The organism is Humibacter antri (assembly GCF_054777235.1).
This window is the reverse complement of record NZ_BAAHAW010000024.1, coordinates 25,152-39,368: the sequence shown is the minus strand read 5'-3', so window position 1 is coordinate 39,368 and position 14,217 is coordinate 25,152. Positions and strand designations below refer to the sequence as shown.

The following is a 14,217-nucleotide window of genomic DNA, read 5'->3' as shown; positions in this document are numbered from 1 at the left end:
CAAGGTCCTGTACTGACCGATTCCGCCGACGTAGGCTCCAGTCATTCGGTGCGCGCCGTTCAGCATGCAGATGCGCCTGCGACGGGCAGCGTGCCGGACATCCTTCGACCGTGCGATGAGGAGCAGTCATGAGCAAGCGCAACGAGATCGAACTCGCCGGCAACAACCCGATCAAGATGCTGAACGGCTGGGGCATCAGAAGCGAGCACGCCTACATCGCGGCGTTCGTGTCGCTGGGCCTCGTGTTCCTCAGCTGGATCGTGTCGCGCGTCAAGAAGGACGAACGCTCGCAGTCCGATCGATGGGGGCTCTTCATCGGCGAGTGGGTCGCCACGCTGTTGGCACTGGGAGTCGCACTGCGGCACGAAGAAAACGACTGACGGGTGCGTCGGTCGCGTGGCCGCCGAATGCCGCCACGCAGCCGCTGGACGCCGTCAATAGCCGCCGCGAGGCTTGAGTACACGATTCACGCTCACCCGCCATGGTGGGGCGTCGCCATGCCGCCGCCGGTGGCGCCGGGCCTCTCGTTCGGCACGTTCGGCTTCTTCGATCGGCGCCCGCCGCCGTTCCACAAGACCGCACGACGGGCCCGAAATGGGGGGCCTCATCCATTCCCCCTGCGATTCTCCCGCGCTAGGCTTGCCGCGATCTCATCGACCCGAACGATCTCGTGCAGAGCATCCCGGCGATCCTGCTCTTCACCGCCTACGCGTACTTCTCGCGCCCTCCGCACCGCGGGGGCGGAAGCGGCATCCCGATCGGGGAGAGAGAAGAAGGTGGGCGGATCGTGAAGCGATCGATCGTCGGGATGGTTCTGGCAATGGGAGCCGCGGGCTTGTTCTTCCCCGCCCTTGTGCCCGGTGTCGCCTACGCGGCTCCTGGAGTGGCGGCCAGCTACACGACGGTCGCGGAGCTCGCCGCAGCGTTCGCGAGCGCCGGCTCCGGGCCCGTGATCACGCTTTCGCAAGACCTCGACGGCACACCGGCCGATCCTGCGGTCGCCGTGCGAGCGGGCGGCTCGATCACCCTCGACCTGCACGGGCACACTCTGCGCCTGGATACGACGGACCCGAGCAACCCAGCGCTCGGCGTCCCGGCCGGCACGGCACTGACGATCGAAGACACCGTGGGCGGCGGGAAGCTGATCGTGCAGTCCAGCGGCAGCGGTGCGGGCATCGGCAGCGCTGCCGGACCCTACGGAAACCGGAACGTCGGGTACGGCAAGATCGTGATCAGCGGCGCCGTGGTCTCGGCGACGTCGGCCGAGGGTGCCGGCATCGGGATCGGCTACCAGGGCGGCATCAGCGGCGGGCCCGTCATCATCGGCAACGGCAGCAACGTCACCGCGACCTCCGGCCTGGGCGCGGGCATCGGCGGGTCCTACTACACCGGCGGCAGCGGGGCCATCACCATCACCGGTGGCAGCACCGTCGTGGCGACCGGAGGCGGAATAGGCGGCGCCGCCGATACCGGCGGTGCCGGGATAGGCGGCGGCCCGAACGGGTTCTCCGAGCCGATCTCGATCGAGGACGGCAGCTTCGTGACCGCGACGGCGCAACACGGAGGTGCCGGCATCGGCGGTGGTTCGAGCGGCTTCGCCCAGGCGATCACGATCAGCGGCAGCACCGTGAACGCCACCAGTGCCGGCGGTGCCGGGATCGGTGGGGGTATAAGCGGACCGATGACGACGGTCACGATCGACGGCGGCGTCGTGAGCGCTGTCGGCGGCCAGGGCGCCGGTATCGGTGGCGGAGGCGGCGCAGGAAGCAATTGGAACGGGGTCACCATCCAGCCCGGTTCCGACGTCACCGCCTCCTCCGCGAGAGGCATCGCGATCGGATCGGGCACGGGAGGCTCCTCAGCGTTCGGGTCGCTCACCAACGGCGGAACCCTGCGGATCCCGGCCGGCAACTCGATCGCCATTCCCGCCGGCGCGAGCATGACCAACAGCGGCGCACTGGTGGTGAACGGGTCGGTCGTCAACAACGGCACCATCCTGAACAGCGGCACGGTCGAGCACGCGGAGAACGTCAGTGTGCACAACACCACGGTGAGCCTCGACGCCGCCGGCGGCACCGCGCCGGCTGCGCCACCCGACGTTTTCGCGGAATCGTTCCACGACGGCCAGATACCTTTCCCCACGGCCGCGACCCGCACCGGGTACACCTTCGCCGGATGGTTCACATCCGCTCTCGGCGGCACACAGGTCACTGATACCACCGGTCTCGGCAACGGCGGTCCGGCGACGATGACGCTGTTCGCACAGTGGAGCGCGAACGAATACACCGTGTCCTTCGATTCGCAAGGCGGCAGCAACGTCGCGGCACAGAACGTCGCATACGGCGCAGACGCGGCGCTCCCCACACCACCAGTGCTCGGCGGTCACACGTTCCTCGGCTGGTTCACCGAGCCGAGCGGTGGTTCTCGGTGGGCCTTCACCACACCGATCACCGGCGACCTCACGCTGTACGCGCAATGGGGCGTGGGCGGCGCCGAGAATTCCGGCGGAGAAGGCGGCGGGCAGGCATCCGGGGCAAGCCCGTCGAGCGGCCAGGGCACCACGGGCACGCCTTCTGGCGGCATGCTCGCTGCGACAGGCTCGGATGTCGCCGCCTGGCCGCCCATCGCGGTCGCCGCGCTCTCGCTCCTCATGGGCGTAGCGCTGATCGCCGGACGGCGCCTGCGGAAGATTGCCGCACGCAGGACGCGGTGATCGCCCCACCTAGGGCCGCAGCGAGAAATCAGTACACCCGCAACTCCACACCGTGCTTCCACACACGGTGCACGAGCGGCACACCCGGCCGGTACGCGAAGTAGACGTGGCTCGGGGCGTCGAGCAGCACGAGGTCTGCGCTCGCGCCGGGCGAGAGCCGGCCGACATCGTCGCGACGTAGCGCCAGCGCACCGCCGGCCGTCGCAGCCCAAAGAGCCTGGTCGGGTGTCATGCCCAGCTCCCGAACGGCGAGAGCGATCACGAATGGCATCGACGATGTGAAACACGAGCCCGGGTTGCAGTCGCTGGCGAGCGCGAGCGTGACGCCGGCGGCGATCAGCGCACGAGCATCCGGGTAGGGGTGCCTTGTGCTGAACTCCACGCCGGGCAGCAGCGTGCACACCGTGTTCGAATCGGCGAGCGCGGCCACGTCATCGGCCGACAGGTACGTGGCGTGATCGACGCTCGCGGCATCCGCTTCCACCGCAACCCGGACTCCGTCGCCGACACCGAGCTGGCCGGCGTGGATGCGTGCGCCGAGACCACGAGCGCGGCCGGCGGCCAGGATGCGCGCAGCTTCGTCTGCCGTGAACGCGCCCTCTTCGCAGAAGACGTCGATCCAGCGAGAGTGCGGAGCGCAGGCTTGCAGCATCTCGCCGACGACCAGGTCGACGTACGCGTGGCGGTCGTGCGCGAACTCCGGCGGCACGACATGCGCTCCGAGGAATGTCACCTCCTCGGTCACCTCGGCCGCCAAGCGAGCCAGCCGCTCCTCGTTCTCGACGTCGAGACCGTAGCCGGTCTTCACCTCGAAGGTCGTGGTGCCCTGCGACGCCAATTCGCGCTCGAAGCGCAGCAGTGTTGCCCGCAACTGCTCGTCGGAGGCAGCGCGCGTCGCCGCCATCGTGCTGCGGATGCCGCCTGCCGCATACCGCTCCCCCGCCATGCGGGCCACGAACTCGGCGGACCGGTCGCCGGCGAACGCGAGGTGGGTGTGGCTGTCGACGAAGCCGGGGATGACGGCGCGACCGCCGGCATCCACTCGCTCCACGTCGCCCTGCAAGAGACGCGCGACCTGCGGTGCGGCGTCGGCCTGTGGCCCCGCCCATACGACGTCGCCGTCCCGTGCTATCAACGCGGCATCCGGCACCGCACCGAGTGGATCGCCCTCGCGCGCACCGCGGGCGTGCGGGTCGTTCGTCACCAGCAGGCCGATGCCGTGCAGGAACAGGGTGCTCATGGCCGGGCGCACCTTTGCCTGACGTGTCCCAGACCGCTGGTTGCGCTGGTCGGAACCAGGACATGTTCGGTTTCGACAAGCTCAACCGGCGGTGAGACAAGACCAACCTGCGGTGATACAAGACCAACCTGCGGTGATACGAGATCAAGCGGCGGTGATACGAGACCAACCGGCTGTGATTCAAGATCAACCTGCGGTGACTCAACCGGCGATGATGCTGCGCGAGTGCTCACCCCTCAAGCATGGGGATGCGCAACCCGCGTTCGCGTGCAACCTCGGCGGCGCGTTCGTAACCCGCGTCGACGTGGCGCATCACGCCCGTTCCCGGGTCGTTCGTGAGCACCCGCTCGATCTTCTGCGCGGCGAGGTCGGTGCCGTCGGCGACGACCACCTGGCCGGCGTGGATCGAACGTCCGATGCCGACGCCGCCACCGTGGTGGATCGACACCCAGGTGGCGCCCGACGCGGTATTCAGCAGCGCGTTCAGCAGCGGCCAGTCGGCGATGGCATCCGAGCCGTCCTTCATGCCCTCGGTCTCCCGATACGGGGAGGCGACCGAGCCGGAGTCGAGGTGGTCGCGGCCGATCACGATCGGCGCGGAGATCTCACCGGATGCCACGAGCTCGTTGAACTTCAGGCCCGCCAGGTGCCGCTCCTTGTAACCGAGCCAGCAGATGCGTGCAGGCAGGCCCTCGAAATGCACCTTCTCGGATGCCTGGGTGATCCACCTGCGCAGCTTGTCGTCGTTCGGGAACAGCTCGAGAATCGCACGGTCCGTGACGGCGATGTCGGCCGGGTCACCGGAGAGTGCGGCCCACCGGAACGGGCCCTTGCCCTCCTCGAACAGCGGACGGATGTATGCAGGCACGAACCCGGGAAAGGCGAACGCCCGGTCGTAGCCGCCCAGTTGAGCCTCTGCACGGATCGAGTTGCCGTAGTCGAAGACCTCGGCACCGGCATCCAGGAATCCGACCATCGCCGTCACCTGCTTCGCCATGGATGCCCGCGCCTTCGCCGTGAACCCCTCGGGGTCTGCCTCGGCTGCGGCGTGCCAGTCCTCGACGGAGATACCCTCTGGCAGGTAGTTGAGCGGGTCGTGCGCGCTGGTCTGGTCGGTGACGATGTCGATCGGCACACCGCGACGCAGCAACTCGGCGAACACGGTCGCGGCGTTGCCGACGAGTCCGACCGAGAGCGGGCGGCGCTCGTTCTTCGCGGCGATGACTCGGGAGACCGCGTCATCGAGGTCGTCGGTCAGCTCGTCGAGGTAGCCGTGGTCGACGCGGCGCTGCAGCCGCGCGCGGTCCACGTCGACGATGAGCACGACGCCCTCGTTCATGGTGACGGCCAGCGGCTGGGCGCCGCCCATTCCGCCGCATCCGCCGGTCAGGGTGAGGGTGCCTGCGAGGGATCCTCCGCTGTGCTCCTCTCCCCCGCCCTTTGCGGCGAACTTGGCGGCGAACTTGGCGGCGACCGCCGCGAACGTCTCGTACGTGCCCTGCAGGATGCCCTGGCTGCCGATGTAGATCCAGCTTCCGGCGGTCATCTGGCCGTACATGGTCAGCCCGGCGGACTCCAGTTTGCGGAACTCGGGCCACGTCGCCCAGTCCGGAACCAGGTTGGAGTTGGCGATGAGCACCCTGGGTGCCCACTCGTGCGTGCGGAACACGCCGACCGGCTTGCCGGACTGCACGAGGAGCGTCTCGTCGGCATCCAGCGTCTCCAGCGTGCGCACGATGGCGTCGAACGCCTCCCAGCTCCGGGCTGCGCGCCCGGTGCCGCCGTAGACGACGAGGTCGGCCGGGCGCTCGGCGACCTCGGGATCCAGGTTGTTCATGATCATGCGCAGCGGCGCCTCGGTCTGCCACGACTTGGCGCGCAGCGTGGTGCCGCGCGGGGCGTGGATCGGAAGGCGGTCGTTCATCAGAAGCTCCTTCATTACGAGGTGAAAACAGGACATCCGCCCGAGAACAGGCCAAATCGTCCTGTTCTCAGCGGGTAATCGCTATCCGTCCTGTTCTGGGCAAGGTGCGGGCGGCGAGGTGTGGGGATGGATGGGCGGCGAGGTGCGGGCCGCCAGGCACGGGCATGGGTGGGCGGCGAGGTGTGGGCATGGGTGGGGTCATCGGAGGGGGCCGGTCACGCGCTCGACTTCGGCGACGATGCTGCCGCGGGCCACGAGTTCGACGGCCTCCTCGATCTCGGCGGAGAGCCACCGGTCGGGCCCCGGGCCTGCGACGCGGGTGCGCAGCAGGGCGCGTGCGGCCGCGGTAGCGGGGCCCGGCTGCAACGGTGCTCGCAGGTCGAGCGAGCGGGCGGCCGTGAGCAGCTCGATGGCGAGCACTCTGGAGAAGCCGTCGACGGCGCGGCGAAGCTTGCGGGCCGCCGCCCATCCCATCGACACGTGGTCCTCCTGCATCGCGCTGGAGGGGATCGAGTCGACGGATGCCGGTGCCGCGAGCCGCTTCAGCTCGCTGACGATCCCCGCGGCCGTGTACTGAGCGATCATGAGTCCGGAGTCGACACCGGCACGATCGGCGAGGAACGCCGGCAGGCCCTTGTTGCGCGAGACGTCCAGATGCCGATCGATGCGGCGCTCGGCGATGCTCGCGGCATCCGCGACGGCGATGGCCAAGAAGTCGAGCACGTACGCGACCGGCGCACCGTGGAAGTTGCCGTTCGACACCACGCGGCCGTCGAGCGTGACGACCGGGTTGTCGACGGCCGACGCGAGCTCGCGGTCGGCGACCGAGCGGGCGTGGGCGATCGTGTCGCGCCCGGCACCGGCGACCTGGGGGCTGCAGCGCAGCGAGTAGGCGTCTTGCACGGTCGGGTCTTCGGGCCCGGCGTGACTGGCCACGATCGGCGATCCGGCGAGGACGGCTCGAAGGTTCGCGGCGGAATCCGCCTGGCCGACCTGCGGGCGCAGGGCCTGCAGATCGGCGGCGAACACGGCATCGGTGCCGAGCAGCGCCTCCACGCTCATCGCGGCAGTGACGTCGGCGACCTTGTACAGCGCGTCGAGATCGGTGATCGCGAGCGCGAGCATGCCGAGCATGCCGTCGGTGCCGTTGATGAGCGCGAGGCCCTCCTTCTCGGCCAGCACGATCGCTCGGATGCCGGCCTCGGCCAGCGCCACGGCCGCCGGCACCACCGCGCCGACCGCGTTTCGCACCTCGCCCTCCCCGATCAGCGCGAGCGCGCAGTGCGCCAGCGGGGCCAGGTCTCCGGAGCAGCCGAGCGAGCCGTACTCGCGCACGATCGGCGTGATGCCCGCGTTGAGCACGTCGGCGTACGCCCGCACCGTGGACTCGCGAACACCGGTGCGCCCGGTCATCAGTGTGGAAAGTCGCAGCAGCATGAGGGCGCGAACGACCTCGCGCTCCACCTCGGGACCGGACCCCGCTGCGTGCGAGCGGATCAGGCTGAGCTGCAACTGTTCGCGGTCGGCGCGCTGGATGTACGTGGTGGCGAGCGCGCCGAATCCTGTCGAGATGCCGTAGTGCGGCTCGGGATCATCGGCGAGCGCCTCGATCACACGACGGGTGTCGGTCACGGCGGTGACGGCATCCGCATCGAGCACGACCTTGGCGTCGTGGCGCGCCACAGCGACGACGTCGGCGATGGAGAGGGGGCCGACCCCGACGGTGACCTCGCGGATGAGGGCAGGTGCTTCGGTGCTCATGAATCCATTGCACGGCACGAGCGCTCTTCGGGGAGTGTTCGAAGGGTGATCCACGTCCGGTATACCGGACATGGTGGGCTACTTCGGCGTATTATGGCGGAATGCCGGGCAAAGCTCCCGCCGCCGATGCCACGTTGCGCATACTGCGGCTGATGAGTGAACAACGCGGTCCCGTGGCCGCTGCGACGGTGGCGCGCACACTCGCGCTGCCCCGCTCGACCGTCTATCAGCTTCTCGCGACCTTGACCGAGCATGGATTCGTCATCCCGATCCCCGAGCTGAAGAAGTACGGTCTCGGCGTGGCCGCGTTCGAGCTCTCCAGCGGGTTCAACCGGCAGCAGCCGCTCACCCGCGTCGGTGCTCCCGTGCTCGCCCGGCTGGTCGACGATCTCGGGCTGAGCGGGCATCTCACCGTGCTGCTCGGCCGCGACGTGGTCTACCTCGTGGAGGAACGGGCACCTCACGGTCCGTATCTCGTCACGGATGTCGGTGTGCGGCTTCCCGCACACCTCACCGCATCGGGCCTCGCCATGCTCGCCGGCCTGCCCGCGGCGCAGGTGCGTGCTCTCTACCCCGATCGCGGGGCGTTCACAACGCGCACCGGCGTCGGCGTGGCCGCCTACCGGGAGCTCAGCGCGGAGCTGCGCGCGATCCGGGAGCGCGGCTATGCGCTGGAGGACTCTTCGGTGACCGAGGGCCTGCGCTCGATGGCGGTCGCCGTGCCCGACCACGTTGGATGGCCTGCGGCCTCGGTGGCCGTCACGTTCTCCGCCGAGCGCGACATCGACATCGATGCGACTGCCGCACGGATCGGCCGCGCCGCCGCCGAGCTCGGTCGCCGCATCGGCGGTGGCGCGGCGCGCGTTCCCTGAGCGGGACCCAGAAGCGGCTGGCACAACCGACCGCCGCGACGGCGGTCGGCGCTGGGCCCCCATCGCCGGTTCCGGACGAGCCGCGAAGCGGATCGGACGGCCGAGCGATAGGGGGCGTCGCGGCGGAGGTCAGAAATGACGTCCGCTTTCAGCTCCAGCGCGCTGTGCGAAGCCGGCGATCGCCTCGAGCACGACCAGCGCGGCCAGACGCACAGTGCGGCCGTCCACCGCGTCTCTCGTGGCATCCACCTCGGCGATGTCGAGGGAGGTCACGCGCGGGTCGCGGGCGAGCAGGCGCACCGTGCGGCGCAACTGGTACGCGGAGAGACCACCGGGAATGGATGCGGGGCAAGCGGGCGCGACGGCTCGGTCGCAGGCATCCACGTCGACGTCCACATGGATGGGACCGCCTGCCGCTCCTGCGGTCTCGAGCGCATCGGCGACGATCGCCTCCAGCGGCCGCTCCTCGAACTCGTCGCGCCGCACGATGCGGATGCCCGCCTCACGCGCCCTCGTATCGTAGAACTGCGAGTTCGCGAAGTCCGCGATGCCCAGTTGCACCGCATGGTCGCCGTCGAGACCCGCCTCGAGCAGTCGCCGCACGGGTGAGCCGTTGGAGATGCCGTCGCGCAGGTCGTGATGCGCGTCGATGGTGATGAGTCCGGCATTCCGGATGCGACTCTCGGCGTCGAAGCTGTCGGGCCCGCCGTCATCTGCGCGGACGCGTTCCCGGTCTGGTGCGGTCCACGACCCGAGGGCGACGCTGTAGGTGAGCGCATTGTCGCCGCCGAGCGCGATGACGAGCGAACTGCGAGCGGATGCCCGCCGCACCGCATCGATCGCCTCAGCTTCTCCGTCGCCGTCCGGCTCGGTCACATCGCCGAAGTCGGCCACCGCAGGCCAGCCGGGCTCGCCCGCGAACGTGCCGTAGCGCTGGATCGCATCCCGGATCGCCGCCGGGGTGGCGTGCGCACCGGTCGCCGAGAGAGACGTGCGCCAGGTGGGCACGCCGATGATCCCCACGTCGACGCGCGTGGATGCCCCCAGCGCGTCGGCGGCCGGCCAGCGCCCTGCTCGCGGCCAATGGGGATCCTCGAAAAGCGTCGTCGCGGTCATGGGCGCCAGGATACCGATGACTGAGGTGAGCGCCGCGCGAGCCTGCCCGCAGAGAGCGTCGACCGGGCGTTGCACGGGCTCGGCGGCCCGGTGCGACGCGTGATCATCGCTCGGTGCAGCACGGTCAGGCGGTGGTGAGGCTGATCACAGTGGACCGCACCCGCCGCTCACCCCTCAGGGCGGATCACAAGACAACAGCGCCCAGGGCACGGCGCCAGCTCCGCACGCCCTGGGTCGTCGCCCGTCCCGCTCAGGATGCCGCGGATCAGCGCGTGGTTCATGCCGCACACGAATTCGGTCTGGTGCTGAGCCACCTCGTGGAGTGGGCAGTTGCGCAGCACGATGTCCCCCATCGTCGTCGACGGCGGGGAAACCGCCGCGCTCGCGCAGGGATCCGATCAGCTCTCCCCCCACCGGCGGGAACACCGGTGTCGCGAGAGCGGGCCGAACCCCGACAGAGGCGCTCGCCGGCTCACAGCTCAGCGAGCGCGTGCGGCCGACCGTTCAGCGGCTCGACTCCGTCAGCTGTGACGACCACGATGTCCTCGATGCGCGCACCCCATTCGCCTGCGAAGTACACCCCCGGCTCGATGCTGAACGCCATACCGGGTTGGAGAACCGTGCGGTTGCCCGCCACGATGTAGGGCTCCTCGTGCACCGAAAGGCCGATGCCGTGCCCGGTGCGGTGGATGAAGCGGTCGGCGAGACCGGCATCCTGCAGCACACGGCGTGCCGCGGTGTCCACGCTCTCGGCCGTGACACCGGGCCGGACCACGTCGACGGCCGCTTGCTGTGCACTCTGTAGCGCGGCATAGGCATCCCGGATGCCCGCGCCAACCCTTCCCATCGCGTACGTTCGCGTGCTGTCGGAGTTGTAGCCGAGCGCCGTGGGGCCGCCGATGTCGACGACGACGATCTCGCCGTCACCGATCAGGCGGTCGGACACCTCGTGATGCGGATCCGCTCCGTTCGGACCGGATCCCACGATCACGAAATCCGCCTCGGCGTGCCCCTCCTCCACTATCGCCGCGGCGATGTCGGCCGCGACCTCGCGCTCGGTGCGCCCCGCCCGCAGCCATTCGCCCATACGGGCGTGCACCCGGTCGATGGCCGCACCGGCCTCGCGCAGGGCGTCGATCTCCGCGGCATCCTTGACCATGCGCAGCCGGCGCAGAACCGGCGTCGCGAGCTCGGGCGCGGCATCCGCCGTCGAAGCGAGCGGAACCGCGTGCAGTGCAGGCGTCGCCTCGGAGAGGCCGAACCGGCGCACGACGCCGAGGCCCTTCAGCGCCAGCGCGTACGGGTCATCGCCGTCGACCCAGTCCCGAACTTCGACATCGAGTTCGCCGAGCGCCGACGACCGCAACGCGGCCAGCTCCATGCGAGGAGCGACGATGAACGGAGCACCGAACGCCGGTATCACGAGCGCCGTGAGTCGCTCGAACGTGCTGGCGCGTGAGCCGATCAGGTACTGCAGATCCGGTCCGGGTGTCACGATGACGGCGTCGATCGCGGCCTCGGCGGCGAGCGCCGCCGCGCGCTCGAGCCTGGCGGCGTAGACGGAAGCGGCGAATCGATCTCCGGCCTGTGTCATGTGGTCGAGACTACGAGGTCACCCCGCACCCCTGTTCGTTTCTCAGGACCGGCGGCGACCGGAACGCGAGCAGGCCCAGTACAGCGCCCATGGCATCCAAGGGTCGCACAGGGGCGGCGCCAGGCGCAGTCGCTCACAACAGCCGGCCCGTCGCGCTACACGAATCGGCATCCGCCACAGGAGTATTCGGTAGCGAATGCCGATCTGCGTAGCGGTTCGGCAGACGCGTTCCGGCTACCGCGCGCCTCAGCGGTACGCCGCGGCTGCAACTCGCGTGAAGACCCTCACAGAACCTCGAGGCGGCGACTCTCCAGTGATCGCGCGGGAAACCCGGCCGTCGACAGGCTCCCGAGTCCCGAGCCGGCACGATCCGGCCGTGCCCGAACGCGCGATGGGAGGCTGCTGAGAACGCGGATGCGTAGCATCCGAATGTGCTGCTCCCCAGCGACATCGCCTCGGCCGACGCCGCGCCGGCGCGCACCCGCGCCCGCGAATGGCTGAGCCGGGCTCGAACATCCCACCTCTGGCTCTGGCTGGCGTTCGCGTTCGTGCATGTCGGGCTCGGCGCACTCGTGCTGTCACTCGATCAACAGAAGTATCTCGGCGACGTGCACACCATCTACCTTCCCTGGGCGCACCATGTGCTCGCAGGCCATGGCATCGTGGGCATCGACTCGCGCTGGGTGTATCCGATCGCGGCCCTCGTACCGGTGCTGGCGCCCATGCTGTTCGGCGCGGCCGCGTACGGCTTCGCCTGGATCGTGATGGTGACCGGCCTGAACGCCGCAGCCATCGCCATGCTGACCCACCGCCCGAGCCGCCGCCGATGGAGCGCCGCTTGGTGGTGGCTGGCCTTCCTGCTGCTGCTCGGCCCCATCGCCCTGACCCGCATCGACACCGTCTCGGTGCCGATCGCGATCGCCGGTCTGCTCTGGCTGAGCACGAGACCGCGCGTGGCCATCGTGCTGCTGACGATCGCGACCTGGATCAAGGTCTGGCCGGTCGCCCTGCTGGCGTCTCTGCTTCTGGATGCCCGACACCGCCTCCGCACCATCGTGATCGCCGTGGTCACGAGCGCGGCGATCGTCGCGATCCCGTTGGCGCTGGGCGCGGGAACACGGCTCTTCAGCTTCATCGGAACCCAGGATGCCCGTGGCCTGCAGATCGAATCCCCCGTCGCGACCGGATGGCTGTGGGCGGCAGCGCTGCACGTGCATCCGTCGCACGTGTTCTACAGTCGGGCGCTCAACACGTTCGAGGTGTCAGGACCGGGCACCCAGATGGCTGCGCACCTCATGACGCCGCTGCTGTTCCTCGCGCTGGTGACCGTGATGGCTCTAGGGCTCTTCGCGGCGATGCGGCACGACGCGAAGGCGCTTCCGGCGCTCATGCTCGCGATGGTGCTCGCGCTCATGCTTTTCGACAAGGTGCTGTCGCCGCAGTACATCACCTGGCTGGCTGCGCCCATCGTCTACGGGCTGGTTCGGCAGCCGCGCCGGTTCCGGTTCCCGGCATTCGTCGGCCTCGCCGTCGCCGCGCTCACGCAGGCGTTCTACCCGTGGATCTACAACCTCGTCATCGACGCGAACCCGGCCGCGATCGCTTTGCTGGCCTCCCGCAACCTGGCCCTCTGCGTGCTGTTCGCGTGGGCGATCGTGCGGCTCTGCCGAGCGCGTTCACGGGCGACGGATGCCGCGTCGCGTGCGACCGGCGGTGTCGCGGTCGAAACGGCGATCGCCGGCTGAACGGCGCCATCGCCGCCGGTTCAGTGGCGACGCCGAAATCGACGCGTATCGAAACCCGGTGTTCGCACGAGGTTCGGTTCGCAGCGTGCGGCAGCTACTCGCCCGACGGTAGGGCAGTAGTAGCGGTATCCGGCAACCCGGAAGCGAGTTCGGCGAAGACGGCGTCTGCCGTGTCGAGTGTCGCGAGACGGCCGGCCTGACCGAGCCACAGCGACTGAAGCTCACCGTTGCCCTGCACGCCGGCTGCCGCACGGAACCGGCCGGTGAGCCAGTTCTGCGCAGGGAACGGCGCGATCGCGTCCGCCCGCTCGATGGTGCGCACGGCGAGGTTCGAGGCCCCCCGGGAGAGACGGCCGCTCATCGCCCTGGTCAGCACGCTGGCATGTGCGGCGGTCGACTCGATCGCCGCCCGGTGCGCGTCGTTCGCGGCGGACTCCTTCGTGTGCAGGAAGGCCGTGCCGACGTGTACGCCGTCGGCACCGAGTGCGAATGCGGCCCGTACGCCGCGCCGGTCGGCGATGCCGCCGGCCGCGATCACCGGAACGGCCACCGCGTCCCTCACCTGCGGCACGAGCGCGAAGAGTCCCACCAGCGACCTCTCGGCCGGCTCGAGGAACGCGACCTTGTGGCCCGCCGCTTCGGCACCGGTGGCGACGATCGCGTCGACGCCGCCCTGCTCAAGAGCCACCGCCTCGTCCACGGTCGTTGCGGAGCCGATGACCTTGATCCCTCGCGCGTGCGCCGCCTCCAGGATGTCTCGCCCTGGCACACCGAACACGAAGCTGAGGGCGGCCGGCCGGGCATCCAGTGCCGCCTGCAGCTGATCCTCGAACGGAGGCAGATAACGAGCCGGGGCATCCGGCACCTCCAGACCCACCTCGGCGAACAGCGGGCGCACGGCCTCGACGGCGCGGGCGTATTCGTCCGGATCCGGGTCGCGTTCGGTGCCCGTCGGCAACCACAGGTTGAACGAGTAGGGGCGCGAGGTCGCCGCACGCAGATCGTCGGCGGTTCGCCGGATGCGATCGGCGTCGTATCCATAGAGCCCGTACGATCCGAGGCCGCCCAGCTCGCTGACCCGAACGGTCAGCTCCACGGACGAGAGGCCGCCGAAGGGCGCCAGCACGATGGGCACCTCGATGCCGAGCATGCGCGTCAATGCGCTCGGCCACGATGCATCCGAGGACAGGGAATCGGCGGTCTGCGAGTTCATGAATCGGCTCCTCGGTCTGTTGCGGCGGTGCCGCCCAGT

The 14,217-nt window shown here is 69.6% G+C and carries 10 protein-coding genes; 4 read left to right on the top strand and 6 right to left on the bottom strand.

The annotated features are described in order from the left end of the window. Window positions 1-128 precede the first annotated feature (128 nt). Both ACYVDK_RS11700 and ACYVDK_RS11695 read left to right on the top strand, forming a co-directional pair. Window positions 129-380: a hypothetical protein gene (locus tag ACYVDK_RS11700; protein WP_460521878.1), complete on the top strand. Its 252-nt coding sequence runs from the start codon at window positions 129-131 to the stop codon at window positions 378-380. 290 nt (window positions 381-670) lie between these two features. Next, complete coding sequence (locus ACYVDK_RS11695) at window positions 671-2,713, top strand: InlB B-repeat-containing protein (protein WP_460521876.1); 2,043 nt, start codon at window positions 671-673, stop codon at window positions 2,711-2,713. Window positions 2,714-2,741: 28 nt separating this feature from the next. Here ACYVDK_RS11695 and hutI read toward each other — a convergent pair whose 3' ends face one another. From hutI to hutH, 3 genes are all read right to left on the bottom strand, one after another. Continuing rightward, window positions 2,742-3,953 (bottom strand): amidohydrolase family protein, encoded by a 1,212-nt coding sequence (hutI, locus tag ACYVDK_RS11690; RefSeq protein WP_460521874.1) that lies wholly within the window; start codon window positions 3,951-3,953, stop codon window positions 2,742-2,744. A 229-nt stretch (window positions 3,954-4,182) separates the two neighbouring features. Continuing rightward, window positions 4,183-5,877: a urocanate hydratase gene (locus ACYVDK_RS11685; protein ID WP_460521873.1), complete on the bottom strand. Its 1,695-nt coding sequence runs from the start codon at window positions 5,875-5,877 to the stop codon at window positions 4,183-4,185. A 198-nt stretch (window positions 5,878-6,075) separates the two neighbouring features. Beyond that, window positions 6,076-7,638 carry a histidine ammonia-lyase gene (hutH, locus tag ACYVDK_RS11680; protein WP_460521871.1) on the bottom strand — a complete coding sequence of 521 codons (1,563 nt, stop codon included), beginning with the start codon at window positions 7,636-7,638 and terminating at the stop codon, window positions 6,076-6,078. A 101-nt stretch (window positions 7,639-7,739) separates the two neighbouring features. Between hutH and ACYVDK_RS11675 the strand changes: the two genes are divergently transcribed. Beyond that, a complete protein-coding gene (locus ACYVDK_RS11675; RefSeq protein ID WP_460521869.1) occupies window positions 7,740-8,510 on the top strand; it encodes an IclR family transcriptional regulator in 771 nt (256 codons plus the stop codon). A gap of 129 nt (window positions 8,511-8,639) precedes the next feature. Here ACYVDK_RS11675 and ACYVDK_RS11670 read toward each other — a convergent pair whose 3' ends face one another. Then, a complete protein-coding gene (locus tag ACYVDK_RS11670; RefSeq protein ID WP_460521867.1) occupies window positions 8,640-9,626 on the bottom strand; it encodes an arginase family protein in 987 nt (328 codons plus the stop codon). A gap of 472 nt (window positions 9,627-10,098) precedes the next feature. Further along, complete coding sequence (locus ACYVDK_RS11665) at window positions 10,099-11,220, bottom strand: M24 family metallopeptidase (protein ID WP_460521865.1); 1,122 nt, start codon at window positions 11,218-11,220, stop codon at window positions 10,099-10,101. 431 nt (window positions 11,221-11,651) lie between these two features. Here ACYVDK_RS11665 and ACYVDK_RS11660 point away from each other — a divergent pair, with 431 nt between their 5' ends. Then, complete coding sequence (locus tag ACYVDK_RS11660) at window positions 11,652-12,965, top strand: glycosyltransferase 87 family protein (RefSeq protein WP_460521863.1); 1,314 nt, start codon at window positions 11,652-11,654, stop codon at window positions 12,963-12,965. A gap of 94 nt (window positions 12,966-13,059) precedes the next feature. Here ACYVDK_RS11660 and ACYVDK_RS11655 read toward each other — a convergent pair whose 3' ends face one another. Further along, window positions 13,060-14,178 (bottom strand): NAD(P)H-dependent flavin oxidoreductase, encoded by a 1,119-nt coding sequence (locus tag ACYVDK_RS11655; protein ID WP_460521861.1) that lies wholly within the window; start codon window positions 14,176-14,178, stop codon window positions 13,060-13,062. Window positions 14,179-14,217: the final 39 nt, after the last annotated feature.